The 26,738-nt window shown below is 73.7% G+C and carries 23 protein-coding genes and 1 tRNA gene; 18 read left to right on the top strand and 6 right to left on the bottom strand.

All coding sequences use genetic code 11. The features are described from left to right. The first annotated feature begins 47 nt into the window (after positions 1 to 47). Genes KCH_RS41565 through KCH_RS21315 form a run of 10 tightly spaced genes read left to right on the top strand, consistent with a single transcriptional unit; the run spans position 48 to position 12,487 of the window. Positions 48 to 1,994 (top strand): ATP-grasp domain-containing protein, encoded by a 1,947-nt coding sequence (locus KCH_RS41565; RefSeq protein ID WP_244305388.1) that lies wholly within the window; start codon positions 48 to 50, stop codon positions 1,992 to 1,994. Continuing rightward, a complete protein-coding gene (locus KCH_RS41560) occupies positions 1,877 to 2,632 on the top strand; it encodes an ATP-grasp domain-containing protein (RefSeq protein WP_244305675.1) in 756 nt (251 codons plus the stop codon). The genes KCH_RS41565 and KCH_RS41560 overlap by 118 nt, the downstream gene beginning before the upstream one ends. Then, a complete protein-coding gene (locus KCH_RS21355; RefSeq protein WP_035865230.1) occupies positions 2,629 to 3,879 on the top strand; it encodes an MFS transporter in 1,251 nt (416 codons plus the stop codon). Before KCH_RS41560 ends, KCH_RS21355 begins: the two co-directional genes overlap by 4 nt. Continuing rightward, positions 3,876 to 5,093, top strand: a complete 1,218-nt coding sequence (locus KCH_RS21350; RefSeq protein ID WP_035865228.1) for an ATP-grasp domain-containing protein — start codon at positions 3,876 to 3,878, stop codon at positions 5,091 to 5,093. Before KCH_RS21355 ends, KCH_RS21350 begins: the two co-directional genes overlap by 4 nt. Beyond that, positions 5,090 to 6,034 carry a PLP-dependent cysteine synthase family protein gene (locus KCH_RS21345; protein WP_084223815.1) on the top strand — a complete coding sequence of 315 codons (945 nt, stop codon included), beginning with the start codon at positions 5,090 to 5,092 and terminating at the stop codon, positions 6,032 to 6,034. Before KCH_RS21350 ends, KCH_RS21345 begins: the two co-directional genes overlap by 4 nt. Continuing rightward, complete coding sequence (locus KCH_RS21340; protein WP_035865226.1) at positions 6,031 to 7,305, top strand: MFS transporter; 1,275 nt, start codon at positions 6,031 to 6,033, stop codon at positions 7,303 to 7,305. The genes KCH_RS21345 and KCH_RS21340 overlap by 4 nt, the downstream gene beginning before the upstream one ends. After that, positions 7,302 to 7,952, top strand: a complete 651-nt coding sequence (epsC, locus tag KCH_RS21335) for a serine O-acetyltransferase EpsC (RefSeq protein WP_051653299.1) — start codon at positions 7,302 to 7,304, stop codon at positions 7,950 to 7,952. Before KCH_RS21340 ends, epsC begins: the two co-directional genes overlap by 4 nt. Then, positions 7,945 to 10,449, top strand: a complete 2,505-nt coding sequence (locus tag KCH_RS44740) for an ATP-grasp domain-containing protein (RefSeq protein WP_244305387.1) — start codon at positions 7,945 to 7,947, stop codon at positions 10,447 to 10,449. The genes epsC and KCH_RS44740 overlap by 8 nt, the downstream gene beginning before the upstream one ends. Beyond that, entirely contained in the window at positions 10,446 to 11,216 is a 771-nt protein-coding gene (locus tag KCH_RS21320) for an ATP-grasp domain-containing protein (RefSeq protein ID WP_035865216.1), read from the top strand. Before KCH_RS44740 ends, KCH_RS21320 begins: the two co-directional genes overlap by 4 nt. Then, complete coding sequence (locus KCH_RS21315) at positions 11,213 to 12,487, top strand: ATP-grasp domain-containing protein (RefSeq protein ID WP_035865215.1); 1,275 nt, start codon at positions 11,213 to 11,215, stop codon at positions 12,485 to 12,487. The genes KCH_RS21320 and KCH_RS21315 overlap by 4 nt, the downstream gene beginning before the upstream one ends. A 77-nt stretch (positions 12,488 to 12,564) precedes the next feature. Here KCH_RS21315 and KCH_RS37640 read toward each other — a convergent pair whose 3' ends face one another. After that, positions 12,565 to 13,482, bottom strand: coding sequence for a hypothetical protein (locus KCH_RS37640; RefSeq protein WP_167574091.1), 918 nt, complete (start codon positions 13,480 to 13,482; stop codon positions 12,565 to 12,567). A gap of 149 nt (positions 13,483 to 13,631) precedes the next feature. Between KCH_RS37640 and KCH_RS43425 the strand changes: the two genes are divergently transcribed. Genes KCH_RS43425 through KCH_RS21300 form a run of 3 tightly spaced genes read left to right on the top strand, consistent with a single transcriptional unit; the run spans position 13,632 to position 15,850 of the window. Further along, a complete protein-coding gene (locus KCH_RS43425) occupies positions 13,632 to 13,817 on the top strand; it encodes a hypothetical protein (protein ID WP_157032144.1) in 186 nt (61 codons plus the stop codon). 19 nt (positions 13,818 to 13,836) lie between these two features. Further along, positions 13,837 to 15,048, top strand: a complete 1,212-nt coding sequence (locus KCH_RS21305) for a 3-deoxy-7-phosphoheptulonate synthase (RefSeq protein WP_035865212.1) — start codon at positions 13,837 to 13,839, stop codon at positions 15,046 to 15,048. 49 nt (positions 15,049 to 15,097) lie between these two features. After that, on the top strand, positions 15,098 to 15,850 hold the full coding sequence (locus KCH_RS21300) for an isocitrate lyase/PEP mutase family protein (RefSeq protein WP_244305386.1): 753 nt from the start codon (positions 15,098 to 15,100) through the stop codon (positions 15,848 to 15,850). Positions 15,851 to 15,887: 37 nt separating this feature from the next. On the opposite strand, the gene KCH_RS21295 is transcribed toward KCH_RS21300, so the two are convergent. The 5 genes from KCH_RS21295 to KCH_RS21275 form a co-directional block, all read right to left on the bottom strand. Then, on the bottom strand, positions 15,888 to 16,559 hold the full coding sequence (locus KCH_RS21295) for a DNA methyltransferase (protein WP_167574089.1): 672 nt from the start codon (positions 16,557 to 16,559) through the stop codon (positions 15,888 to 15,890). Positions 16,560 to 16,784: 225 nt separating this feature from the next. Then, positions 16,785 to 16,857 (bottom strand) — tRNA-Arg (locus tag KCH_RS21290). A 94-nt stretch (positions 16,858 to 16,951) separates the two neighbouring features. Next, positions 16,952 to 17,566: a TetR/AcrR family transcriptional regulator gene (locus KCH_RS21285; protein WP_035865210.1), complete on the bottom strand. Its 615-nt coding sequence runs from the start codon at positions 17,564 to 17,566 to the stop codon at positions 16,952 to 16,954. After that, a complete protein-coding gene (locus KCH_RS21280) occupies positions 17,563 to 19,152 on the bottom strand; it encodes an MFS transporter (RefSeq protein ID WP_035865208.1) in 1,590 nt (529 codons plus the stop codon). Before KCH_RS21280 ends, KCH_RS21285 begins: the two co-directional genes overlap by 4 nt. A 111-nt stretch (positions 19,153 to 19,263) precedes the next feature. Next, entirely contained in the window at positions 19,264 to 20,805 is a 1,542-nt protein-coding gene (locus tag KCH_RS21275) for an FAD-binding oxidoreductase (protein ID WP_035865206.1), read from the bottom strand. A gap of 496 nt (positions 20,806 to 21,301) precedes the next feature. Here KCH_RS21275 and KCH_RS21270 point away from each other — a divergent pair, with 496 nt between their 5' ends. The 5 genes from KCH_RS21270 to KCH_RS21250 all read left to right on the top strand — a co-directional run bounded on the left by KCH_RS21270 (position 21,302) and on the right by KCH_RS21250 (position 26,697). Continuing rightward, a complete protein-coding gene (locus KCH_RS21270) occupies positions 21,302 to 22,531 on the top strand; it encodes a cytochrome P450 (RefSeq protein ID WP_035865203.1) in 1,230 nt (409 codons plus the stop codon). Between the two features lie 93 nt (positions 22,532 to 22,624). Next, the gene (locus tag KCH_RS21265) at positions 22,625 to 22,828 is read left to right on the top strand and encodes a ferredoxin (RefSeq protein ID WP_035865201.1); all 204 of its coding nucleotides are present in this window, start codon (positions 22,625 to 22,627) and stop codon (positions 22,826 to 22,828) included. Between the two features lie 64 nt (positions 22,829 to 22,892). Next, the gene (locus KCH_RS21260; protein ID WP_035865199.1) at positions 22,893 to 23,828 is read left to right on the top strand and encodes a TIGR03619 family F420-dependent LLM class oxidoreductase; all 936 of its coding nucleotides are present in this window, start codon (positions 22,893 to 22,895) and stop codon (positions 23,826 to 23,828) included. A gap of 157 nt (positions 23,829 to 23,985) precedes the next feature. Then, positions 23,986 to 24,816 carry an SDR family NAD(P)-dependent oxidoreductase gene (locus KCH_RS21255; RefSeq protein WP_035865198.1) on the top strand — a complete coding sequence of 277 codons (831 nt, stop codon included), beginning with the start codon at positions 23,986 to 23,988 and terminating at the stop codon, positions 24,814 to 24,816. A gap of 315 nt (positions 24,817 to 25,131) precedes the next feature. Further along, a complete protein-coding gene (locus tag KCH_RS21250; protein ID WP_035865197.1) occupies positions 25,132 to 26,697 on the top strand; it encodes a class I adenylate-forming enzyme family protein in 1,566 nt (521 codons plus the stop codon). Positions 26,698 to 26,738: the final 41 nt, after the last annotated feature.

The following is a 26,738-nucleotide window of genomic DNA, read 5'->3' as shown; positions in this document are numbered from 1 at the left end:
CGGCGGGAGCGGTTCGCACCCATGCGGACGGACGGACACACACTCTGATGGACACTCAGCCGGCTCCGGGGCAACGTCCGGACGCTTTCATCCTCACCGGGTCGTTCCTGGTGGTCTGCCGGGCGCCGCTCTACTTGGAGGAGCTGGCCCGCCGCGGCCTCAAGATCCTGCTGATCACCCCCTCGTACTGGCGCGAGGACGCGCTGGCCGCCGCCGAGGACCCGAGCCACCCCGCGTACGTGATCGACGACGTGGCGTTCGTGGACGGCGACGTGAGCCGCGAGAACTCGTACCTGCCGGGCGTGATCTCGGCCGCCCGCCGCTGGCGCGAGCAGTACCGGATCGTCGGCGCGTACGCGGTCGGCGAGACCCAGGTGGAGCCGACCGGCCTGCTCACCGACGCGCTCGGCCTGCGCACCCCCGGCCTGCGGGCCACCCGGGCCTGCCGCAGCAAGTACCTCCAGCGCTGGTACCTGCCGGAGTTCAGCCCGGTGTCGGTGACCGTCCCCGCCGACGCCCGCGAGGACTTCGACCCGGCCGCCGTCCGCTACCCCGTCGTGGTCAAGCCGGCCAGCCGGCACTCGAGTTCGGGCGTGGAGACGGTCACCGGGCCGGAGCCGCTGCTGGAGCTGCTGCGCTCCTACCCGGAGCACGAGACGGTGCTGGTCGAGGAGAAGGTCGAGGGCCAGGAGTACTCGGTCGAGAGCCTGGTGCAGGGCGGCCGGATCGTGTTCGCCTCCGCCACCCGCAAGGCCACCACCGACGCGCACGCCAACACCTTCGTCGAGCTGTCGCACACCGTCCCCAGCGACCGCCCCGACGCCGACCCGGTGCTGCTGGACGCCAACCGGCGGATGCTGGAGGCCCTCGACTTCCAGGACGGCGTCGCGCACGCCGAGTGGCGGATCGGCCCCGACGGCCGCGCCTACCTGATGGAGGTCGCCGCCCGTACCCCAGGCGACGGCCTGTGCACCCTGTACGAACTCGCCACCGGCGCGCCGCTGGAGCCGGAGATCGTCCGGGTCGCGCTCGGCGAGCCCGCCTCCTACCCGACGCCGTCCCGGGTGGCCCGCCAGGTCTACCTGGAGCACGCCCCCGGCGTGCTGGCCGACGTGCGGGTGCGGGGCTTCGACGTGGAGCCCGCGTGGATCGGCGAGGGCGGCCTGTGGCCCGCGCTCAAGCCGTCCGCGCCCGCCGACCCGCCGACCCTGCGCGCCGTCCTGGTGCACCACGACCGGGGCACCGAACTCGGCCCGCTGCGCAGCTCCGAGGACCGCGCCGTCTCGTTCTTCATCGACGCCCCGACCGTCGCCGAACTGGACGCGCTGGAGGCCCGGGTGCGCCGCGCCGTCACCGTGCACACGGTGCCCGCCGTGCCCGACAGCGTCACCCACGTGCTGGTCGGCTACAGCCCCGTCATGCTGGCCAAGCTCGACGAGCAGCTGCCCGCCGACTCGGTGCTGGTGCTGGAGGAGCCCGCCGTCATCGAGGCCCGCGGCATCACCGCGCTCGCCGAGCGCCACCGCTGCGTGGCCGCGCTGTTCCCGGCACCCAGCCAGGACGAGGCCGGCGCCGACCGGATCGCCGAGGCGGTGCCCCGCCCGCCGGCGGTGCGCGCCGTCGTCCCGGTGGTCGAGTACGGCGTGGTGGTCGCCGCCGCGCTCGCCGAGGCCTGGGGCCTGCCCGGCGCCGGCCCGCCGCCGCCCGGGTGCTGCGCGACAAGGGCGAGCTGCGCACCGCCGTGGCCGGCAGCGGCATCGCCCAGCCCGAGTGGGCGGTGGTCGAGTCCGCCGAGCAGGTCGCCGCGTTCCGCGCCGCGCACGGCGGCAGCTGCGTGCTCAAGCCCGCCAACCGGCAGGCCAGCCTGGGCGTCCGGCTGCTCGGCCCGGCCGACGACGTCGACGCGGCGTGGGCGCACACCACCGCCGCCGACGAGCCCGCGCTGCGCGCCGAGTACGCCGACACCGCCCGGTTCCTGGTGGAGCAGCGGCTGACCGGCCCCGAGGTGAGCGTGGAGGCCGTCGTCCACGAGGGCGAGGTCGGCTTCACCAACATCACCGCCAAGCTGGTGCAGGACACCGGCCACCCGGTGGAGACCGGCCACACCGTGCCCGCCGACCTGCCGGCCGCGACCGCGGACGCGCTGCGCGAGGCGATCGCCCGGCTGGCCGCCGCCGTCGGCTTCCGCTCCGGCGTGCTGCACTCGGAGTGGATCCTGGTCGACGGCGTCCCGCACCTGGTCGAGTGCGCCGGCCGGCTGCCCGGCGGCGGCATCACCATCCTGATCGACCTGACCTACGACACCGACATCCTGGCCAACCTGCTGCGGGTGCTCACCGGCGAGGGCCCGGTCGGCCCGCTGACCGCCCGACGGGGCTCCGCGGTGAGGTTCCTGATCGCCCGTCCGGGCGTGGTGGAGTCCGTCACCGGCGCCGAGCGGGCCGAGGCCGCGCCGGGCGTCGCCGAGCTGCACCTGTCGGTCGCGCCGGGCGCCACCGTCCGCACCACCGTCAGCTCCTGGGAGCGGGCCGGACTGGTCGTCACCACCGGTGCGGACGCCGCCGAGGCGGGCCGCCGCGCCGAGCACGCGCTGTCGCTGATCGACATACGCACCGCCGGGGGCGAGCGGTGAAGCTGCCCTCGCCGAAGGAGTACGTGCCGGCCACCCCGGCCGGCCGGTCCTTCGCCGTCACCTCGCTGATCAACGCGGTCGGCACCGGCCTGTACCTGGCCGGCTCGGCGGTGTTCTTCGTCCGCTCGGTCGGCCTGACGAACGCCCAGGTCGGCCTGGGCCTGGCGATCTCCGGCGTGGTCGGCTTCCTCACCACGGTGCCGATCGGCGCGCTCGCCGACCGCTTCGGCGCCAAGCCGACCCTGGTGCTGCTGCAGCTGTGGCGGGCCGGCGGCTTCGTGGCGCTGGCCTTCGCCCAGGGCATGCTGAGCTTCACCCTGGTCTCCTGCTGCCTGGCGGCGGCGGAGGCCGCCACCCAGCCGATGACCCAGGCGGTCGCCTCGGCGACCACCGAGGGCACCGACCGCACCCGCACCATGGCGATCGTCCGCACGGTGCGCAACTTCGGCTTCTCGCTGGGCGCGCTGCTGGCCGCCCCGCTGCTGGCCGCCGACCGGGTGTGGACCTACCGGGGCATCGTGCTGGGCACCGCCGCCGCGTTCGTGCTGTCCGCCGCGATGCTGTCGCGGGTGCGGACCGCCACCGCCGCGACCGTGCAGAAGAAGGTCGGCCCGCTGACGGCGCTGCGCGACTTCCGCGACTGGCGCTACCTGCTGCTGACCGCCGTCAACGGCGTGCTCAACCTGCACACCACCATCCTGTCGGTCGGCCTCTCGCTGTGGGCGCTGCAGGCCACCCACGTCTCCGCCGGGTTCCTGCCGGTGCTGATCCTGGTCAACACCGTCATGTCGATCGTGCTTCAGGTGCCGATCTCCCGGCTGGTGGACCGCGAGGGCGGCGCCGAACGGGCGCTGCTGCTCGGCGGGTTGGCGCTCACCGCGTGCTGCCTGGCGCTGGCCCTGGCGAAGGCGCCGTCCTCGGCGCCGGTCGCCGGGGCGGTGCTGCTGGCGGCGTGCGTGCTGCTGACCTTCGGCGAGATGTGGCAGGCCGTCGGCGGCTGGGAGCTCAGCTACGAGTTCGCGCCCGAGGACAGCAAGGGCGTGCACCTGTCGGTGTTCAGCCTCGGCGGCACCGGTCAGCGGATCGTCGGCCCGGCCCTGCTCACCTCCGTGGTGATCGCGGCCGGGCCCGCCGGGTGGATCGGGCTGGCGGTGGTGTTCGCCGCCGCCGGCCTGCTGGTCGCACCCGTCACCCGGATGCTGCGGCACCAGTCCGCGCCCGTTCCCGTGGAGGAGGTGGCGTCGTGAGCGCCCCCAAGGACCTGTTGGTGGTCGGCGTCGGCGTGATGGGCCGGCCCTACCTGGAGGCGGCGGCCCGGCTCGGCCTGCGGGTGCGCGCCGTGGAGGCCGCGGCCGGCTGGGACTCCCGGCCGACCGACCTCGCCGAGACCTTCTACCGGGTCGACGGACACCAGGAGGAGGACTGGGCGGCCGCCGTCGCGCAGGCCGTCGCCGAGCGCGTCCCGGACGGCCTGGTGGCGTTCGCCGAGCCGCACGTGCTGGCCGGCGCGCTCGCCCAGGACCGGCTGGGCCTGCCCGGCCCGTCGCTGCACGCCGCGGTGATCTCCCGCAACAAGGCGCTGCAGCGCGCCACCTTCGCCGCGCACGGCGTCCGCCAGCCCGAGCACCTGCTGGTGCCGGACGTCGCCGAGGCCCGCGACTGGATGCTGGAGCGGCTGCCCGTGGTGGTCAAGCCGCTCACCCGGGCCGGCAGCGAGGGCGTCGAGCTGGTCCGCACGGCCGAGGAGGCCGCCGAGCTGGTCGCCCGGCGCACCGGCGAGGGCAAGGTGCTGGTCGAGGAGGCCATCCAGGGCCCGGAGTTCAGCTGGGAGGCGCTGGTCCGCGACGGCGAGGTGCTGTTCGAGAACGTCACCGCCAAGGAGACCACCGCCCCGCCGTACTTCGTCGAACTCGCCCACCGCTGCGCCCACCTCTTCGAGGACGAGGAACTCGCCGCTCAGGTCCACGAGTTGACCCGCGGCGTGCTGGCCGCGGTGGGCATGCGGACCGGCCTGGTGCACCTGGAGTTCAAGGTGGACGGCAACGGCCCCGCACTGATGGAGATCGCCGTCCGCACCCCGGGCGACTACCTGCCCGACGCGATCGGCCTGGCCTACGGCTTCGACCTGTACGAGGCCGTGGTCCGGCTCGCCCTCGGCATGCCGGTGGACGAGCTGGTCCGCCGCGAGCCGGTCGGCTGGTCGGCCACCGTCTTCCCGACCACCGCACCCGGCGTCATCACCGGGATCGGCGGCGTCGAGCAGACCGCGGCCCACCCGTCGGTGGTCCGGGTCCGGCTCCGCAAGAAGGCCGGCGACACCGTCCGCCCGCTGACCTCCTCCTCGCAGCGGATGGGGCACGTGCTGGTGAACGCCCCCTCCCCCACCGAGCGGGAGGACGCGCTGAAGCACGTCCGCGAGACCCTCTCCATCGTCACCGAGCAGGCGGAAGGCACCCGATGAGCGACCGACAGCCCGCAGGGATCGCCTCCTCCTTCGAGGACCTGGTCGGCAACACCCCCCTGCTGCGCCTCGCCCTGGACGGCCTGCCGGCGGAGGCCACCGTGCTGGCCAAGCTGGAGGCCGCCAACCCGCTGTCCAGCATCAAGGACCGGCCGGCGCTGCACATGTTCCGGGCCGCCGTGGAGTCCGGCGAACTGCTGCCGGGGGCGACCGTCATCGAGTCGACGTCCGGCAACACCGGCATCGCGCTGGCCGCGATCTGCGCCGCCCGCCGGCACCCCTGTCTGATCGTGCTGCCCGAGAACGCCTCCCGGGAGCGGGTCCTGACGCTGCGGATGCTCGGTGCGACGGTCGAGTTCACCGACCCGGCGCTGGGCTTCACCGGCTGCGTGGAGCGCGCCGAGAAGCTGCACGCCGAGATCCCCGGCTCCTGGTACGCCCGGCAGCACGAGAACCCGGCCAACGTCCGCGCCCACTACGAGACCACCGGCCCGGAGATCTGGCGGGACACCGGCGGGAAGGTCGACGTGCTGGTGTGCGGCGTCGGCACCGGCGGCACCCTCACCGGCATCGCGCACTACCTGCGCGAGCGGAACCCGGCGCTGCACGTGGTCGCGGTCGAGCCGGAGGGCTCGCCGCTGCTGTCCGGCGGCGCGCCCGGCCCGCACCGGATCCCCGGCCTGAACGGCGGCTTCATCAGCCCCGTCACCGACCGCGAGTGCATCGACGAGGTGGTCGTGGTGTCCGACGCGGACGCCGCCGCCGCCACCCGGGAGATCGCCGCCGCCACCGGCCTGCTGGTCGGCGTCTCGGCCGGCGCCGCCGCCCACGGCTGCCGCGAACTCGCCCGCCGGCGCGACCTGTCCGGCGCCACCGTGGTCACCGTCTTCCCCGACAGCGGCGAGCGCTACCTCAGCTGGTGGCCGGAGGAGGAGGGGTGAACTTCCGTGCGCTGCACCGGAACCTGAAGCTGCGCATCGGGGTCGGCTTCTTCCAGCGGTTCTTCGACATCATGCTCGTCCCGCTGATGGTCATCCACTTCTCCCGGCTGTACGGGGCGGCCACCGCCGGCCTGATGACGCTGGTCGTCGCGGTCGCCACGGTGGCCTGCAACCTGGTCGGCGGCCACCTGTCCGACGTGTACGGCCGCCGCCGGGTGCTGATGACCGGCGAGGTCGGCGTCTGCCTGTCGTACATCGGCCTGGCGCTGGTCAACTCGCCCCTGCTGCACTCCGGTTGGGCGACCTACCTGCTGTACCTGAGCGCCACCTGCATGGCCGGTGTCGCGCTGCCCGCCAACGAGGCGATGATCGTCGACGTCGCCACCCCGGAGAGCCGCACCGCCGTCTACACGATCAACTACTGGGTGATCAACGTCGCCTTCATGCTCGGCTCGCTGGTCGGCGGCTTCCTGTACAACGACTACTTCTTCCAGCTGCTGGCCGCCGCCGCGGTCGCCACCGGCGGCATCTTCCTGGTGACCTTCCTGGCGCTGTCGGAGACCGCGCCGCCGGAGGCCGCGCAGAACCCGCGCGGGATCCGGCCGGCGCTGCTCGGCTACCTGTCGGTGGCCCGCGACCGGGTGTTCCTGCGGCTGGTGCTGGCGGCGCTGCTGGTGTGGTGCGTGGAGGTGCAGATCTCCTCGTACCTGGCGGTCCGGCTGGGCTCCGACTTCCCCCGCCAGCAGCTGCTGTCCTGGGGCTCCTGGCAGGTCACCGTGGACGGCGTGAACGTGCTGGGCATCCTGCGCGCCGTCAACACCCTGCTGGTGGTGGTCTGCGGGCTGTGGGTCGGCAAGCTGCTCGGCCGGCTCGGCGACCGGCTGCGGCTGATCGCCGGCGTGGTGGTCTTCACCGCCGGGTACGTCGCCTGGGCGCTGGGCGACAACGCCTGGCTGATGATCGGCGCGGCCGTGGTGGTCACCCTCGGCGAGCTGATGAACCAGCCGGTCAACCAGTCCCTGGTGGCGGCCCTGGTGCCCGCCGAGTCCCGCACCAAGTACATGGCCGCGTACGGGCTGCACGTCCGGCTCGGCTACCTGGTCGGCTCGCTGTCGGTGATCCTCGGCTCGGTCGTCGACTCCTGGGTGATGGCCCTGCTGTACGCCGCGTTCGGCGCCACCGCGATCCAGCTGTACCGGTACCTGTTCCGGGTGCAGGACGCCCGGGCCGCCGCCGCGCCGGCCGGGGAGCCGGCCGGGGCCGCCGCATGACACCGCGCGGGCCGCTGCCCCGGCTGCGCGCCGCGCTGCGCGGGGTCCGCGAGACGCTGGACGTGGTGGTGGCCCGCGACCCGTCGGTGCACAGCCGCGGCGAGGCGCTGCTGCACCCCACCGCGCTGACCCTGGCCGGCCACCGGCTCGCCCACGCGCTGTACCTGCGGCGGCACCGGATCGCGGCGCGGCTGGTGTCCGCGGTCGCCAAGGTGCTCACCGGCGGCATCGAGATCCACCCGGGCGCCACCATCGGCCGGCGCTTCTTCATCGACCACGGCAGCGGCACCGTGATCGGCGAGACCGCGCTGATCGGCGACGACGTCTCGCTGTTCCACCAGGTCACGCTGGGCTCGCTCGGCTGGTGGCACGACCGGGCCAGGGCCGACCGGGGCGCGCGCCGCCACCCGCGGCTCGGCGACGGCGTGACCGTCGGCGCGGGCGCCACCCTGCTCGGGCCGATCAGCGTCGGCGACGGCGCGCTGATCGGCGCCCGCGCCCTGGTGATGGACGACGTGCCCAAGGGCGGCCGGGCCCTCGCCGTCCGCTCCTGCGCCGACGGCCCCACCCCCGCCGGGCCGTCCGCCCGGCCCACCGACGACTCCCCCGCCCCGAACGCCACGAAAGGGATGGCCCGCCGTGATTGAGCGAGCAGCGCCGGCGAACAATCGGCTGCTGATGGTGCAGCCGTACACGCAGTTCGTAGAGAAAGCGGTCTCCCTCGGTTTCGAGGTGTGGTCGATCTGGGATCCGACGCTGCAGCCGGCCTCCTATCTCGCGGGCGTCGAGAAAGCCTCGACGGCGATGCTGTGGACGGATTTCTCCGACCTGGACGGGCTGCGCCGGCTGGTCCGGGAGACCGCGATCGCGCACGAGGTCGGCTGCGTCCTGCACCTCGGCGAGGAGGCCACCATGGTCGCCGTCGCCGAGGAGGCGGAGGCCCTCGGGCTGGCCGTGAACCCGCCGCGGGCGCTGCGGCTGCTGAACGACAAGGCGGCGCTGCGCGAACTGCTCGCCGAGCACGGCCTGTCGCCGGTGCGCACCGCGCTCGCCGCCGGCCCGGACGAGGTGCCGGCCGTGCTGGAGGCGTTCGGCCTGCCCGCCGTGGTGAAGCCGACCCGCCTGCAGGGCAGCGCGGCCGTCCGGCTGGTCGCCGGGCCGGACGACCTGGCGCAGTGGCAGCAGGAGGTCGCCGCGTTCTCCTACCGGGGCCCGGTGCTGGTCGAGGAGTTCCTCGACGGCCCGGAGTTCAGCGTGGAGACGCTCAGCTGCGAGGGCAGCCACCTGGTGGTCGGCATCACCGCCAAGCGCAAGACGCCCGCGCCGTCGTTCGTGGAGACCGGGCACGTCTTCCCCGCGCCGCTGCCGGCCGCCGACGCCGCGGCGATCGGCGGGCTGGTCACCGCGCTGCTGGACGCCTCCGGCTACCGGTTCGGCCCGGCGCACACCGAGGTGATCCTGACCGCGGACGGGCCGCGCGTGGTGGAGTCGCAGGCCCGCCTCGGCGGCGACCGGATCCCGGCGCTGATCCGGATCGCCACCGGCTTCGACATCGAGGGCGCGATCTTCGACCTGCTGGTGGGCGGCCGGGCCGAGCCCGCCGAGCCGACCCGGGCCGCCGCCGTCTCGTACTTCGCCCTGGAGCCGGGCGTGATCACCCGGGTGGACGGCCTGGAGCGGCTCGCCGCGCTGGAGCACGTGCACGAGGTGCGGTTCCCGTTCGCGGTCGGCGACGTGCTGCCGCGCACCCGGCACTCCAGCACCCGGCACGGCCACCTGATCGTGGCCGCCGGCACTGCCGAGGAGGCCGAACAACTGGCTGCCGAGACGAAGGAGTTGCTGCACGTGGAGACCGGTTCCGACGTCCTGAACGCGGTGCACGCCGCGCCCGCCGCGCCGATGCGCCCGGAGCGCACCCTGCTGCTGATCGGCCATCAGACCGAGCCGGTCCGGATCGCCAAGGACCTCGGCCTGAACGTGGTGCTGATCCAGCACAAGGAGAAGTTCCAGCCGGAGCAGGCCGAGCTCGCCGACGTCACGCTGATCGCCGACTTCACCGACTGGTCGGTGCTGGAGCCGCTGGCCCGGGCCGCCCACGCCATCTGGAACTTCTCCGCCGCGCTGTCGCTGACCGAGCCCGGCCTGGAGCCGGCCGGCCGGATCAACGACCTGTTCGGCCTCGGCGGCACCGGCCACGAGCCGGCCCGGCTGCTGCGCGACAAGCTCGCCATGCGCCGCCACCTGGCGGCCGTCGGCGCGCCCACGGTGGCCGCCGAGCCGCTCACCGACCGGGGTTCGCTGGCCGCGTTCGGCGAGGCCCACGGCTACCCGTTCGTGGTGAAGCCGGTCGACCTGACGGCCGGCTTCGCGCTGTTCATGGTGTCCGGCCCGGAGGACGTCGACGGCGTGTGGGAGCGGATCGGCGCGGCCCGCCGCACCGGCATGGACCGCGGCTCCACGATGTACGCCGTCACCGAGTTCCTGATGGAGCAGTACATCGACGGCCCCGAGTTCAGCATCGAGGGCTTCAGCTTCGACGGGCACCACACGGTGGTCGCGATCACCGAGAAGCTCACCGGCGGCGACCACTTCGTGGAGCTCGGCCACGCCCAGCCGGCCCGGCTGGACGCCGTCGACGAGGAACGGATCACCGCGGCCGTCGCCGAGTTCCTGGACGCCGTCGGCATCAAGGACGGCCCCAGCCACACCGAGCTGCGGCTCAGCTCGCGCGGCCCGCTGATCATCGAGGGCCACAACCGGCTCGGCGGCGACCACATCCCCGACCTGGTGCAGGCCTCGTACGGCATCGACCTGACCCGGTACGCGCTGGCCTGGCCGTTCGGCCTGGTCGAGCCGCTGACGGAGCGTCCGAAGGCGGTCGGCGCGGGCTGCGTGCGCGGCATCGTCGGCCGCCCCGGCCGGGTCGCCGAGATCTCCGGCGCGGACGAGCTCCGCGCCCACCCGGCGGTGCTGGCCCTCGACCTGGCGGCCCGGCCCGGCTCGGTGATCCGCCCGATCCAGGACAACTGGGACCGGCTCGGCCTGCTGGCCGTCTCCGCCGCCGACACCGACGCCGCGGTCGCGCTCTGCGAGGAGCTGCTCCGGGACGTGCTGACGGTGCGGATCGAGGACGTGGCCCGATGACGCTGGTCGTACTCGACCCGGACGGCCGGTACGCGGCCGACTGCCCCGCCGCGCTGGCCGACGCCGGCCAGGACCTGTGGCTGGTCACCGGCGCCGCCGGGCCCCGCCCGGGCTTCGCGCAGGTGACGGTGGTGGAGCGGTACGAGCACGGCGCCGCCGTCGAGCTGGCGGTGCTGGACGCCGCCGCCCGCACCGAGGTCCGGGCGCTGATCGCGCTCGACCCGGTGGACCAGGTCCGGGCGGCCGGCCTGCGCGAGCACCTCGGCCTGCCGGGCCAGCGCCCGGCCGCGGCGCAGGCGCTGGCCGACCCGATCACGGCCGGCGAGCTGCTGGCCGCGGCCGGGATCGCCACCACCCCGCGCGAGGAGGTCCGGCGGATCGCCGACCTGTACCTGTGGGCGCACCGCTGGGGCTACCCGCTGACGGTCCGCCGGCGCCTGGCCGCCGGGCACCCGGTGCTGGTCGAGCTCGCCGACGAGGCGGCGCTGCGGGCCGCGGTGGCGGGCGGCCTGCTGCCCTACGACCCGGCGCAGGTGGCGGCGCTGACCGTGGAGCCGCCGCCGGCCGGCCCGGTGGAGGTCGCGGACGGCGAGCCGCTGGCCGGCGTGCTGCCCGCCGACCCGGGCCACCCGTACACGGTGGAGACCGTCCGCGCCCCGGACGGCGGCCGTCCGGTGCACGCCGTCCACTACCGCCCTGCGGCCCGTCCGGTGCGCGAACTGCTGCGCGCGCAGGCCGGGTTGGATCTTCTGGAGGTGTCCCGATGACCGTGCTGGTGCTGCACCACCGGGGTTCGCTGGCCGGCACCCCGTACCACGAGTGGCTGGCGGACCACCCGGGCGACGTGCTGCTGATCGCCTCCCGGGAGCACCTGGCGCTGGTCTCCGAGCAGCTGCCGCCGGAGGGCGGGGCGTACCTGCGCACCGCGGCCGTGGAGGACTACGAGACCGGCGGCCACCTGGAGGCGCAGGCCCTGGACTGGGCGCGCGAGCTCCCGGTCACGCACGTGATCGCCTGTCAGGAGCGGGACCTGGAGCGGGCCGCCGAGCTGCGCGAGGTGCTCGGCCTGCCGGGCCAGCGGATGGACACCGTGCTGCCGTACCGCGACAAGGCGGTGATGAAGCGGCTGGCCCGGGCGGCGGGCCTGGCCGTCGCCCCGTACACCGAGGCGCGCTGCGCGACCGACCTGCTGGCCTTCGCCGAGCGGCACGGCTTCCCGCTGGTGCTGAAGCCGAAGGACAGCGCCGGCTCGGTCGGCCTGCACATCCTGGACTCCCGCGCGGAGCTGGACGCCTACCTGGCCGACGGCTACGACCTGTACGGCCCGAACCTGCCGAACGTGCTGGCCGAGGCGTTCGTGCCGGGGAAGATGTGCCACGTCGACGGCCTGGTGGTGGACGGGCGGACGGTGTTCGCCTGGCCCTCGCAGTACCAGTACGCGCTGGCCTCGTTCCAGACCGACACCGGCGGCCGGCTGGACCTGACGCTGGACGTGGACGACCCGCTGACCGGCCGGCTGCTGGAGTTCACCGAGCGGACCCTGGCGGCGCTCGGCGGCCCGGAGAGCTTCGCCTTCCACCTGGAGGTGTTCCACACCCCGGACGACGAGCTGGTGCTGTGCGAGATCGCCTGCCGCACCGGCGGCGCGGCGATCCGCGACATCGTCCGGCTGATGTTCGGCGTGGACCCGAGCGAGGCGTGGGTGCGCGCCCAGCTGGGGCTTCCGCTGCCGGAGTGGCTGGGCGCGGAGAAGCGCACGCCGGAGCGGATGGTGGGCCAGCTGGTGCTGATGAAGCGCCCCGGCCGGGTGGTGCGGGTGCCGGACGGGCCGCCGGACTTCCCCTGGGTGGAGAAGTTCCAGGTGTTCGTGGAGCCCGGGCAGACCATGTCGACGGCCGCGTTCTCCTCGGACTTCCTGGTCACCGCCCTGGTGTCGGGCGCGGACCGGGCCGAGTGCGAGGCCCGGCTGCGGGTTCTGGAGGGGTGGTTCCTGGGCGAACTGGAGCTGGCTCCCGCAGAGGAGCCGCGGGAGGCCTGAGCCGTCCTCTCCCCACGGGCGCGCGGCCCGGTCGGCGCTGGATGCCGACCGGGCCGCGTCCGTGGGCTGCCCGGTCGTCAGGCCGGGCTGCAGCCGCTCTCGCGGGCCAGTGCGCAGCGTTCCTGGAGGCCCATCAGGTAGCCGAGCTGGAGCCGGTGCTCGGCGCCGTGCTCCTCCTTGAGCCGGGCGACGTGTGCCTGCAGGGATCGCAGGCTGAGCCCGAGTCTTCGGGCGATCTCCTTGTCGGAGCGGCCCTCGATCAGCAGTTTCTGGATCGAGCCGCGGATCGCCGGGATGACCTCCGGCGCCGCGTCGGCCGCGCGGACCGGCAGAAACGGATAGGACTCCGCCCGGTCCCAGGCCCGTTCGAAGATGTCGGTGAGAAACTGCACCACCGCCAAATTCGTGATCTTCACCGCGGAGGTGCGGGCCGCATTCGCCGGGATGAACGCCGTCCGCCGGTCGACGATAATCATCCGCTCGAAGAACTCGGCCAGCGTGCGCACCTGCGCGCCGTACGAGGTGACCGCGCGGACGTACTCCTTGGTGGGCTCGTCGAAACGCGTGCTGTGCTGGTAGAGGGTGCGCATCGAGATGCCGGCGGAGATCTGCGCGCGGACCGCGTCGAGCGCGTCGTCGAGCACCACGCTGGGGCGGGGGCCGTCCGGCTGGGCGGTCAGGATCTCGAAGGTGACGCCGTCCAGCATGTCCTGGATCGCGGCGTTGATCTCGGGAAGTCCGTCAATGGTCTCGAAGCCCTCGCCGCGCGTCGGAGCCACCGGTTCGGCGCTCCGCACGACCGGGGTCGAGTTGTCGGCGGCGCGGGCGGCGATCGCCCGGGAGAGGTCGCCCAGGGCGTCGCCGACCTTCACGAGCGCATCGCGGCAGGCGAGGTCGTCGGGCGGCAGGGTGATCGTCAGGGCGCCGTCCGCGGTGTCGACAGCGGACAGCGCCACTAAATCCATCTTGTCCGACTTGCTCCATTTTATTTGCATTTACATCCCTCGCTTCCCGGCAGTGCGCCTACCCGAAGTATCGGCGATCTTGTCCGTTCGGTCGAGCGACTTGCATAGTTGTTTCCAAGGAGCGCCGGATACGGCATGCCCGCATTCATTCCCAGTTCATTGCACGCACGCCACATCGGTTGCTCGAAGAACTCGCCGACAAATTCACGGCGATTCCACTGGGGGAACAAATAATGATGCACAGCGAAATGCCCTGCAATTCGTACCGCACCTTTCCGTCCACCGTTTCCGTGCACCACTGGGGCGAGTGGGGCGACGGCGAGGACGTCGGCTGGAACGCGGTCCCCGTCGGCCGCCCGGTCTGACCCGAGGGGCCGATAACTGATGACGAACCACACCGCTGCCGTCACCGGCGCGCCGGCCGCGCAGCAGCCCGAGTGGCCCGATCCCGACGCGCTGCGCGCGGTCGCCGACGACCTGTCCGGCCGGCCCGCGCTGGTCCGCGCCGAGGACTGCGACCGACTGCGCGAGCAGCTGGCCGCGGTGGCCCGCGGCGAGGCCCTGCTGCTGCAGGGCGGTGACTGCGCCGAGACCCTCGCCGAGGCCGGCCCGGCCACCACCTCGGGCAAGTACCGCACGCTGGCCCTGATGGCCGCCGTGATCTCCGAGGCCGCCGACCTCCCGGTGGTCCGCCTCGGGCGGATCGCCGGCCAGTTCGCCAAGCCCCGCTCCAGCGGCACCGAGACCCGCGACGGGGTCGAACTGCCCTCCTACCGCGGCGACATGGTCAACGGCCCGGCCTTCACCGCGGCCGACCGCACCCCCGACCCGGACCGGCTGCGGCAGGTCTACCGGGCGTCCGCCGACACCCTCGCCCAGCTGGGTGAACTCTCGGTCCAGGGCGGCGAGTTCTGGACCAGTCACGAGGCCCTGGTGCTGGAGTACGAGCGGGCGCTGACCCGCGAGACCCCGGCCGGCCGCTACGCGCTCTCCGGCCACCTGCTCTGGATCGGCGAGCGCACCCGCCAACTCGACGGCGCGCACGTCGAGTTCGCCTCCCAGGTGCGCAACCCGGTGGCGGTCAAGCTCGGCCCGACCAGCACCACGGACGACGCGCTGCGGCTGATCGACCGGCTGGACCCGGACCGGGAGCCCGGCCGGCTGACCTTCATCAGCCGCATGGGGGCGCGCGCGGTCCGCGACACGCTGCCCGACCTGGTGGCGAAAGTGGCCGCCTCCGGGGCCGAGGTGGTCTGGATCTGCGATCCTATGCACGGCAACACCGTGTCGTCCCCGTCCGGCCACAAGACCCGTCGCCTCGACGACGTGCTGGACGAGATCAGGGGGTTCCTGGAGGTCCACCGCTCTCTCGGCACCCACCCCGGCGGCGTGCACCTGGAGCTGACGGGCGATCACGTCACCGAGTGCGTGGGCGGCACCTACGAGATCCGTCCCGAGGACCTGCCGACCCGCTACGAGACCACCTGCGACCCGCGGCTGAACCTCGGTCAGGCGCTGGACGTCGCGTTCGAGCTCGCGGCCATGTACGCCGTCTCCCCGCTCGCTGCCCGCGGGACCTCCTGGGCGACGGCGTGATCCGGGCCGCATCACCCACCCGCATCGACGAGGAGAAGGAGACCGCCTGATGGTCGCCACCATGACGGCCGGGGAGTTCCTGGCCCTGCACGACCGCACCGAGCCCTCGGACCCGCTGGTCCTGCCCAATGTCTGGGACGCGGTCAGCGCACGGGCGTTCGCCGAGGCGGGCTTCCCCGTGCTGGCGACCTCCAGCGCGGCGGTCGCCGCCGTGCTCGGCTACCGCGACGGCGGGGACACCCCGCCCGACGAGATGTTCGGCGCGCTCAAGCGGATCGTCCGCTCGGTGGACGTCCCGGTGACCGCCGACATCGAGAACGGCTACGGCCTCGCGCCGGTCGAGATCGTCGAGCGGCTGCTCGACGCCGGGGTGATCGGCTGCAACCTGGAGGACTCCGACGCCGCCACCAAGCAGCTCAACGACCCGGTGCAGCACGCCGAGTGGCTGTCCGAGGTGAGCGTGGCGGCCGGCGACCGGCTGGTGCTGAACGCCCGCGTCGACACCTTCCTGTTCGGCGACCACTCGGTGGAGTCCGCCGCCAAGCGGGCCGGCCTGTACATCGACGCCGGCGCGGACGTGATCTACCCGATCCTGGCGCCCGAGGAGCTGCTGCCCGACCTGGCGAACAGCATCCGCCGCCCGCTGAACGCGCTGCACCTGCCCGGCACCGCCTCCCCCAGCCGCCTCGGCAGCCTGGGCGCGGCCCGGGTCACCTTCGGCGGCGGCCTGCAGAAGCAGTCCTCCGACGACATCACCGAGCTGGCCCGCAAGATCGGCCGGGCGTACGGCGCGCAGAACTGACACGCCGCACGCCCCGGCGGGCGGTGCCGAACCGCGGCTACTCCTTGGTGGCCATCAGCAGGTACTCGTGCGACCGGTTGGTCAGCATCGGGTCGTCACCGTCCGCCGGCCGCTCGTACAGGTGGATCCGCTCGTCGCCCAGGGTCAGGTGACGGCCCAGCACCCGCGCCGCGTCCCAGGCCAGCGGGACGAAACGGCCGGCCAGGCGGCGGTTCTGCACGGCGATCACGGCCCGGGCGCCCGGGCGCATGGTGCGGGCGATCGCGCCGAACGCCTCGTCCAGGGCACCCAGGTAGGCGTCGTAGTCGCGCAGCGCGTAGAACTGGGCCCCGTCGGTGGCGTCCACGTCCAGGTTGGTGCCGAAGTACGGCAGGTCGCACATCACCAGGTCGACGGTGCCGTCCTCCAGCGGGGGCCGGCGGGCGTCGCCGCACACCATCTCCTGGCCCGGGTAGGGCGCAAGCCGCTTGCGGGCGTCCTCGGCGCGGTCCTCGTTCACCTCGATGCCGAACCCGCGCCGGCCCTCCACCGAGGCCGCGACCAGGGTGGTCCCCCAGCCCGCGAACGGGTCGAACACCAGCTCCCCGGGCGCGCTCAGCTCACGGATCAGCGGCCGCAACTGACTGACCAGCCCGGACTGTCCCGCCGCCTCCGGCAGCGCGTGCTCCGCGTCCTCGCCGCCGAGCACCAGCCAACTGGAAACCCCCACCGGAATCACGCGTCCTCTCGTGTCCTCGGCCGCGGGCGGATCGCCGCACGGCACACGGGAGGGCATGCTAATCCGCCAGTATGCCGATACGGAACGGCTTTTGACACATTGTCATCAAAGCTTCCTCCGCGCCTCACCCGCCCCAGCGGCCCCGTCGGCCCCGCCCGCCACGCGAAAGGCCCTCCCGGCGACTGCCGGGAGGGCCTTTCGTGAGGTGCTGCACTGTGCCCCAGACAGGAATCGAACCTGCGACACCGGCTTTAGGAGAGCCGTGCTCTATCCCCTGAGCTACTGAGGCGGGGGCCGGCGGGAATCCCGATCGACCCGTCACAGCGTAGCGGATCCGCTCCGCCGGGCGGCCGGCCGTTGCGTCCGGCCGCCCGGCGGCGGGATCAGCCGCGCGGACGGAGGCCGTCGAGCAGGGTGTCCACCAGCCGCTCGGCGAGGTCGTTCTCCAGCGGCTGGTCGGGGCGCTGGACCGCACGGGTCAGCAGCGGCCCGGCGACCATGTCGACCAGGAGTTCCACGTCGTCGGCGAGGTCCGCCCGGATCTCGCCGTTGGCGAGGCCCCGCTCCATGATCTGGGCGAGGACCTTGCGCCGGGTGACTATGAAGGTGTCGTAGTAGCGCTGCCACAGCTCGGGACTGCTCTGTATCTGCATCTGCATGTTCCGCATCAGGGCCGATTCTCGTTTGGCCAGGCTGCGCTGCCTGATCCACTCCACGGCGAGGACCAGGTCCTCGTGCAGCGTACGACCCGTCGGTTCGGGGGCCGGCTCCTCGATGGTGGCGAGGACGTCCAGCAGCAGGGCGTCCTTGCCCGACCAGCGGCGGTAGACGGTGTTCTTGCCCACCCCGGCGGCCCGTGCGATGCCCTCCATGGACAGCTCCGCGAAGCTGCTGCCCTCGGTCAGGAGCCGCAGGACGGTGTCGATGACCGCCCGGTCGACGGCCGGGCTGCGGGGTCGTCCGCGCCGCTCGGCCGTCGGTCCGGACGCATCAGTCACTTTTCGGCTCCCACCTTCTGCGGACTCGGCGCGTCGCCCGCGGGGGACTCCGGCTTGGGCTGCGGGGGCAGACCGATGAGGACGACCACGGTGCCGATGAGGGACACGATAGCCGCACCGAAGGCGGTCCAGTGCATGGCGTCGACGAACGCGCTGTTCGCCGCGTGGACCAGGTCCTGGCCGCCGGCGCCCAGCCGCTCGGCCGCACCGAGGGTCGCCGCGATCGACTCGCCCGCCGCGTGCCGGACCGACTCCGGCAGCACCGACAGGTGGTCCTGCACGCCGTTCCGGTACACGGTCGAGAGCAGCGAGCCGAGCACCGCGATGCCGACCGCGCCGCCGACCTGGCGGAACACGTTGTTGACGGCGGAGCCCGCGCCGGCCTTCTCACGCGGCAGCGAGGTCATGATCATCACGGTGACCGGCGGCATGATGTGCGCGAACGCGACGCCCATCAGCGCGAACAGCACCTCCAGCACCCAGATCGGCGTGGACTCGCCGAGCAGCATGAAGCCGAAGAAGGTGACCGCGCTCAGCGTCAGGCCGGCGGCGCAGACCGCGCGGGCGCCGAACTTCTGCACCACGTGCCGGGCCCGGGGGGCGAAGTACATCTGCGCGGCGGCCAGCGGCAGCAGCAGCAGACCGGTCTGCAGGGCGCTGTAGCCGCGCACCGACTGGGTGTAGAAGACCACGAAGAAGGTGACGCCCAGCAGGCCGAACGAGACCAGCGCGATCGCCACCACGGAGGCCGAGAAGCGGCGGTCCTTGAAGTAGGACATGTCGAACGCGGGGTGGTCGATGCGCTTCTCCCACCACACGAACGCGGCCATGATCACCAGGCCGCCGAGGATGGTGCCCCAGGCGTCCGGGCGGGACAGGTCGCCGTACTGGCCAGCCTTGATGATGCCGAAGATCAGCAGGACCATGCCGGCGATGGACAGCACCACGCCGAACGGGTCGAGGCGGCCGGCCCGGGTGTCCTTGGACTCCGGCACCAGCGCGATCATGGCGACCACCGCGATGATCACGATCGGGACGTTGACCAGGAAGACCGAGCCCCACCAGAACGCTTCCAGCAGCGCGCCGCCGGTGATCGGGCCGAGGGCGATGGCCAGGCCCACGACGCCGGTCCAGATGCCGATCGCGCGGGGCTGCTCCTCGCGCTCGAAGACCTGGGTGACGATCGCCAGCGTGGCCGGCGGGATGAACGCGCTGCCGAAGCCCATCAGGCCGCGGAAGGCGATGAGTTCGCCCGGCGATCCGGAGAACGCCGACAGGCCGGAGGCCAGGCCGAACACGATCATGCCGAAGATCAGGATCTTCTTGCGGCCGAGGCGGTCACCGAGCAGGCCGCCGGTGAACAGCAGGCCCGCGAAGACCAGCGTGTAGGAGTTGATCGCCCATTCGAGCTGGCTCTGGCTGGCGCCGAGCCCCTCGGGCGAGGGCTGGGCGATGGTCTTCATCGCCACGTTGAGGATCGAGTTGTCCAGCACGACGACGAGGACGCTGAACAGCAGGATGGCCAGAATCAGCCAGCGCCGGCGGTGGATCGCCGCCGGAATCGTGGATTCCTGGGGTGAGGTCATGCGATCAGACTAGGGGACTTCCGATACGGGTAGTACCCGTATCGGAAAACTTGGCGAGAACACATTGCGACGCGCGGTGCGGGCCCGGCCCGGGCCCGCACCGCGCCGCCGTCACGCGCCGATCGCCTGCCCGAACGAGAAGGCCCGGTACGGGTCGTAGCTCTGCTTGATCCGCACCAGGCGGGCGTAGTTGGCGCCGTAGTACGCCTGCCGCCAGTCCGTCAGCGCCGCGTCGGTGAAGTTCTGGTAGGTGGCGCCGCTGGACTCCGGATCGATGACCGCGAACCCGGCGTCGGCGAACCGCTTGGCCGCCGCGCAGCCCGCCGCGTCCGCCGCCGCCGCGGTCCGGATCGCCGCCAGGAAGCTGATGCTGAGCAGCGTGCTGCGGTGCACGAACGCGGTGTCGGACGGGGCCGCGTCCTGCGCCGCGCCGTTGAACGGCCAGATCTCCAGCGCCCGGGTGTGCCCGGCCAGCCGCTCGGTCTCGAACAGCGCCACCACCTGCGCCCACATCGCGCGCGACGGCGGGGCGCCGAACATCCGGCTGCGCACCATCCCGAACTCCTGGCGCGGGAGCATCCCGCCGGTGGTGTTGTCGGACCGGTGGCACTGGTCGGTGGTGTAGGCCGCGCAGCCGTACAGCGCCATCATCGCGGTCCGGTACGGCATCATCGCCGCGGCCGGCCGGGACTGCGGCGCGGAGCCGACCATCGCGATCAACCGGGCCGCCTCGGCGTCGAGTTCGGTCGCGGTGCCGGTGGACAGCAGGTAGACCGCGGGGACCGGCGCGTTCCCCGGGGCGGCGTCCGGCAGCTCGACCAGCAGCGCGGCGCCGACCGTGCGGGGCGCGTCCACCAACCAGTGCGCGAAGCCGTCGAGCACGTCGACGGCCTTGTCCCAGGCCCACGGCAGCCGGACGAAGCCCAGCTGGGTGACCGGCGAGGGCTCCAGCTCGTACGAGGTGACCACGCCGAAGTTGCCGCCGCCGCCGCCGCGCAGCGCCCAGAACAGGTCGCTGTGGCAGTTCGGCGAGGCGGTGACGCTGCGCCCGTCGGCCAGCACCACCTGCGCGGAGACCAGCCGGTCCGAGCCGAGGCCGACCGAGCGGGTCAGCGCGCCCATGCCGCCGCCCTGGTAGTAGCCGCCGACGCCGACCGTCGGGCAGTAGCCGCCGGGCACCGCGAGCCCGTACGGGGCGAGGGCGTTGACCACGTCGACGCCCTGGGCGCCGCCGCCGACCGTCACGGTGCCGGTCCCGACGGCGACCTGATCGAGGCCGGTCACGTCGACCACCAGGCCGGTGGAGGTGGAGTACCCGGCGCCGCTGTGCCCGCCGGCCCGCACCGCGAACGGCAGGCCGGCGGCCTGCGCGAACCGCAGGCAGGCGGCGACGTCGGCGGGGTTCGCGCAGTAGGCGACGGCCTGCGGGTTCGCGGCGTCGAACTGGCCGAGGTCCAGCTGCCGGGCCAGCGCGTACTCCGGCTGGGACGGCAGCACCAGCCGGCCCTGCATGGCGTCGTCCAGCCGGCTCCAGGGGACGGCGCCGGCGGTCCGCGGCCGGCGCGGGGCCGCCGCCTGTCCCGGGGTGACCGACAGGCCGGTCAGGGCGGCCGCGCCCGCTCCGGCGAGCAGGACGTTCCTTCGACTGATCATGGCTCGACTCGCTTTCTGCGTGCGCCGCGCGGCGCACGCCGGTGCTGCTTCGAGGACGTGGATCGGGACACGCGAGCGGGGCGGGCGGAGGCCCGCGGGCATGGCCGGGCCGCCGGTCCGGACGGGTCCGGCCGGCCGTGCGGGGGCACGCGCACCGAGGAACGTAACCTCGGCGGCGGCCGGGCAGGACGGGATTCCTTAAGTCACCGGGGGCCTGACGGAAAGTCACCCGCGCCCCTTCCGCCCCGGGAAGCGCCCCCGTCGCAGCACCGGGCGGTTCCCGGGCCAGGCCGGGGCCCGTCGGTTTTGAGCCAACCCTCGGCCGCGGCCCGTCCGAGCCTTCCCATTCCCGGCCGGGGCTGAGTAGCGTGCCAACCACTTGATCCAAGGCAAGCGCCTGTTTCCCGTCCGGCCGGCCACCGCCGCCGGGCCCCTCCGCCCCGCGTGCTGGTCGCCACCGCAGCACCGCGCCTCGCTCCCGGAAGGGCCTGCCCCCATGACGACCTCAGCACGCACCGACAGCGGGAGCGCGGACCGCGCCGACGCCCTGGCCTTCCCCGCTCCGAAGTCCGCGAAGTGCCCGTTCGACCCGCCGCCGGCCGTCGACCGGGCCCGCGCCGCCCACCCGGTCGTCCGGGCCACCCTCTGGGACGGCACCTCCGCCTGGCTGATCACCGAGCACGAGCACGTCCGGCAGGTGCTCGGCGACAAGCGGTTCAGCGCCGAGGGCACCAGGGACGGCTTCCCCTACCTGGTCGCCGGCGTCCGCGAACTGGTCCGCACCATGAAGCCCACGTTCTTCCGCCAGGACGACCCCGAGCACGCCCGGCTGCGCCGCATGCTGACCGCCGACTTCATGGTCAAGCGGGTGGAGGCGATGCGCCCGGAGATCCAGCAGCTCACCGACGAACTGCTGGACCGGATGATCGAGAACGGCCCGGAGGCCGACCTGGTCGCCGACTTCGCGCTGCCGCTGCCCAGCGTGGTGATCTGCCTGCTGCTCGGCGTCCCCTACGAGGACCACCGGTTCTTCCAGGAGCGCGCCGCCGCGCTGTTCAGCCTGCAGGCCACCGCCGAGGAGGTCCGCCGCTCCCAGCAGGAGCTGCTCACCTACCTGGCCGGGATCGCCGAGCGCAAGCAGCGCGAGCCGGACGGCAGCATCATCAGCCGCCTGGTCGCGCAGGGCGAGCTCGACTTCGACGAGATCGCCAGCACCGGCCGGCTGCTGCTGGTGGCCGGCCACGAGACCACCGCCAACATGATCGCGCTCTCCGCCCTGGTGCTGATGCGCAACCCGGACCAGCTGGCCCGGCTGCGCGCCGAACCGGCCCTGGTCAAGGGCGCCGTGGAGGAGCTGCTGCGCTACCTGACCATCGTCCACAACGGCATCCCGCGGGTCGCCGCCGAGGACGTCGCGGTCGGCGGCGTGACGGTGCGGGCCGGCGAGGGCGTGCTCTGCCTGGTCAACACCGCCAACCGGGACGAGCGGGTGTTCCCCGGCGGCGACACCCTCGACCTCGGCCGGGACGCCAACCGGCACGTCGCGTTCGGATTCGGCGTCCACCAGTGCCTCGGCCAGCCGCTGGCCCGCGCCGAGCTGCAGATCGCCCTGGAGACGCTGTTCCGCCGGCTGCCCGGCCTGCGGCCGGCGATCCCCTTCGAGGACGTCCCGTTCCGCCACGACCAGGCGATCTACGGGCTGGGCGCCCTCCCGGTCACCTGGTGACCCGGGGCGCCCGACCCGCCCGCCGCCGGCCCGGCGGCAGCACCCCACGCCCCGCCGGCCCGCCCGGGCCGGCCCACGACCCAGGGAGCAGGCATGCTCGTCCAGATCGACCAGGAACTCTGCTGCGGCGCCGGCAGCTGCGTGCGCACCGCGCCCGAGGTGTTCGACCAGCGCGACGAGGACGGCCTGGTGCTCGTCATCGACGAGAAGCCGCCGGCCCACCTGCACGACGCGGTCCGCGAGGCCGCCGACATCTGCCCGGCCGCCGCGATCCTCCTCGACGAGCAGGACGCCTGAGCGCCCCCGCGCACCCCGCCCTTCCCCGGCCCGCGCATCCCCCCACGGACGAAGGAAGCCCCCCATGACGATCAAACTGGGCCTCGGCCTGCCGCAGATGAAGCAGTACGACCTCGCCCGTGACGTGACGGCCGTGGCGAAGGCCGCGGAGGCGGTCGGCTACGACAGCCTCTGGGTGTTCGAGGTCATCATGTTCCCCACCCCGATGACCCAGGGCTTCCACGGCGTGCCCGGCCTGCCCTGGCCGGAGTACTTCCGCAGCTGCGCCGACCCGCTGGTGACGCTGTCCCTCGCCGCGGCCGTCACCGAGCGGGCCCGGCTCGGCACCAGCGTGCTGGTCGCCCCGCTGCACCAGCCGTTCCCGCTGGCCCGCGCGCTGGCCTCGCTGGACGCGGCCAGCGGCGGCCGGCTCACCGCGGGCTTCGGCACCGGCTGGTCCACCGACCAGACGCAGGCGGCCGCGGTCACCCCGTTCGAGCGGCGCGGGGAGCTGCTGGACGAGCTGCTGGACGTCTGCGCCGCCGTGTGGGGGCCCGATCCGGTGTCGTACCGGGGGCGGTTCACCACCATCGCCCCGTCCGAGGTGGGCCCGAAGCCGGCCGGCCCGATCCCGATCCTGCTGCCCGGCCTCGGCCCGCGCTCCAAGCGGCGGCTGGTCGACCGGGCGGACGCCTGGATGCCGGTGGCCGGCGGCGTCGACAAGCTGGTCCAGGAGCACAAGGCGATCTTCGACCTGGCGGCCGAGCGCGGGCGGGAGCGCCCGCTGGGCATCACCGTCCGGGTCACCGCCGAGTGGACCCGCGAGCCGATCGGGGGGCCCGACCGCCAACTGTTCCACGGCAGCGTCGCCCAGATCACCGAGGACATCGCCGCGCACGCGGAGGCCGTCGAGGGCATCGACGAGTTCGTCGTCGAGCTGCAGATCACCCCCCGGGACGCCGCGGAACTGATCGACGTGGCGGCCGAGACGCACGCGTCGCTGCGGGCAGCCGGAATCTGACACTCCGTCACTTCCCGCGGAAAACGGGGTTATTGTCTGCTGGGCCCCCGGACGGCGACGCCGCCGCCCGCCCGCCTGTCCCGCCGACCGCGTCCGCGGGTGGCCGACACCCGCGCGTGGCCGCACCGAACCCGTACCGCCACCGGAAGGCAGCAGCATGCTCCCGATCGACCAGCAGACGATCCTCCTCACCGGCGCCACCGACGGCCTCGGCCGCGCCCTCGCCCACGAACTCGCCGCCCGCGGGGCGACCCTCGTCCTGCACGGCCGCAGCAAGGAGAAGGGCGAGGCGCTGCTCGCCGAACTGCGGCCGCTCACCGACCCCGACAAACTCAGCTACGTGCTGGCCGACTTCGCCCGGATGTCCGACGTGCACCGGATGGTCGAGCAGGTGGCCGGCCTGGACCGGCTGGACGCGCTGGTGAACAACGCCGGCGTCGGCCTGCTGCACCGCGAGGAGAGCGAGGACGGCCACGAACTGACCTTCCAGGTCAACTACCTGGCCGGCTACGTGCTGGCCGCCGGGCTGGCCCCGCTGCTCGTCCGCTCGGGCCCGTCCCGGATCGTCAACGTCACCTCCTTCGGCCAGGCGCCGATCGACTTCGACGACCCGATGCTCACCCGCACCCCCGACGGCATCCAGGCGTACTGCCAGTCCAAGCTGGCCCAGGTCATGCACGCCATCGACCTCACCGAGGCGCTGCGCGGGCAGGGCGTGACGGCCGACGCGGTACACCCGGCGCCGTACATGCCGACCAACATGGTGCGCGGCCGGTTCGCGCCCCAGGCCACCATCGCGCAGGGCATGTCGAACGTCCTGCGGGTGATCGTCGACCCCGAACTGGCCACCGGCGGCGGCCGGTTCTTCAACCAGCGCTCCGACGAACGGGCCAACTGGCAGGCCTACGACGCCGGCGCGCGGGCGCAGCTGCGGGCGCTGAGCGAGCAGCTGACCGGCCTCCCGTTCCCCGGGGCCCTGGCGAACTGACCACCGCGGCGGGCGCCCCGATCCGGGCGCGCCCGCCGCCCCGAGCCGGCCCGCGGCACGCCCGCCGCGGGCCGTTGGCATGCCCGGACGCCGTCCCCCGCTCCCCGGGGCCGGCCCGGGCCCGGCCTGCCCGACCGGCGTGCCCGACCGGGGTACCCGATCGGGCAGGCCGGGGGCGGACGTTCGGACGCCCCGATCGCACCTGTGCGCCGCGGCCGCCCCGGGAGAGCCTGGAGGAGGTCGGCCGAGGGCCGCAGCAGTCCTCATCACACCGCATCAGGAATGGACGACACCGTGACAGACAAGGGAAGTTCCGTGACCCGGCCGGCCGACGACTGCTACGCCCTGGCCATCCTGGCGGCCCTGGCCGCCGACCCGGACCGCACCGCCGTGCACTGGCGCGGGCAGGACGTCCCGGCCGGCCGGCTGGCCCGCCGGGTGGCCGACACCGTCCACGCGCTGCGCAAGCTGGGCGTCGGCCCGGGCAGCACGGTGGCGGTCCTGGTCTCCCCGAACAGCCCGGTGATGCTGACCGTCCGGTACGCCGCGCACCTGCTCGGCGGCGCCGTCACCTACGTGCGGGGCACCAACCCGGGTTCCACCGCGTACGTGCTGTCGCCGGACGCGCAGCTGCGGATCCTGTTCGACTCCGCGGCGCAGGTGCTGTTCACCGACGCCGAGAACCTGGACCGGGCCCGGCAGTTGGCCGACCGCGCGCCGGGCCGCTTCGTCCTCGCCGAGGACGGGCCGATCTCCGACGACGGGGCGGCGCCGCTCGCCGCGGACCGGGCCGGCCTCCTCGCCGAACTGGGCGAACTCCCGGTCCGCGACCCGGAGGAGCTCGCCCTGCTGTCGTTCAGCAGCGGCAGCACCGGCAAGCCGAAGGGCGTCTGCGTCACTACCCGGGTGTGGGAGGGCACCGTCCTCGGCACCCTGCCGCTGGTCGGCGAGCCCGACCCGCGGGTGCTGGTCGCCACCCCGCTGAGCTTCGTGGTCGGCCCGGTCGCCGACGCGGTGCTGCGGCTGGGCGGGCTGGTCGTGCTGCACGAGGGCTTCGACGCCGCGCAGGCGGTCGACGCGATCGCCCGGCACGGCATCACCCGGACCTTCATGGCCACCCCGCACCTGTACCGGACCATGGAGGTGGTGAAGGCCGGCGGCACCGACCTGTCCACCCTGAAGGCGCTGATCTACACCGGCGTGATGGCCGCCCCGGCCAAGCTGGAGGAGGCCGCGGCGCTGCTCGGCCCGGTGCTGCTGCAGGCGTACGGCAGCGCCGAGGCCGGCCGGATCTCCATCCTGCTGCCGCACGAGCACGACGACCCGCGGCTGCGCACCACCGTCGGCCGGCCGTTCCCGGAGGTCGAACTCCGCGTCGTCGACCAGGAGTCGGGCGGCGAGCTGCCGGCCGGCGAGGTCGGCGAGGTGTGGGTGCGCTCGCCCAACCTGATGGCCGGCTACCTGGGCGACCCGGCGCTCACCTCCCAGGTGCTGCAAGGGGGTTGGTACCGCACCGGCGACATCGGGCACCTCGACGAGCAGGGCTACCTGTCGCTGGTGGACCGGGTCGCCGACGTGGTGAAGACCGACGGCGTCAAGATCTACCCGGCCGTGGTGGAGCGGGAGATCGCCACCCTGCCCGGTGTCGCCGACGTCGCCGTCTACGGCATCCGGGACCGCGACAACCTGGAGCACGTGCACGCCGCCGTGGTGCTCGCGCCCGGCGCGCAGCGCGACGCCGCGGCGATCCGCGCCCGGATCGGCTCGGTGCTCACCCCCGTGCACGCCCCCGAGGAGATCCGCTTCCTCGACGAACTGCCGCTCGGCGTCTCCGGCAAGCCGGACAAGAACGTGCTGCGCGAGCGGTACCCGCTCGACTGATCGATCGACCGACCATTCCTCGGCCGGTCCGGCCCCGCGCG

The sequence above is a fragment of the Kitasatospora cheerisanensis KCTC 2395 genome, assembly GCF_000696185.1.
Taxonomy (GTDB): Bacteria; Actinomycetota; Actinomycetes; order Streptomycetales; family Streptomycetaceae; genus Kitasatospora; species Kitasatospora cheerisanensis.
Note: the sequence above shows the minus strand (reverse complement) of the source record. Positions and strands in the feature narration are given on the sequence as shown.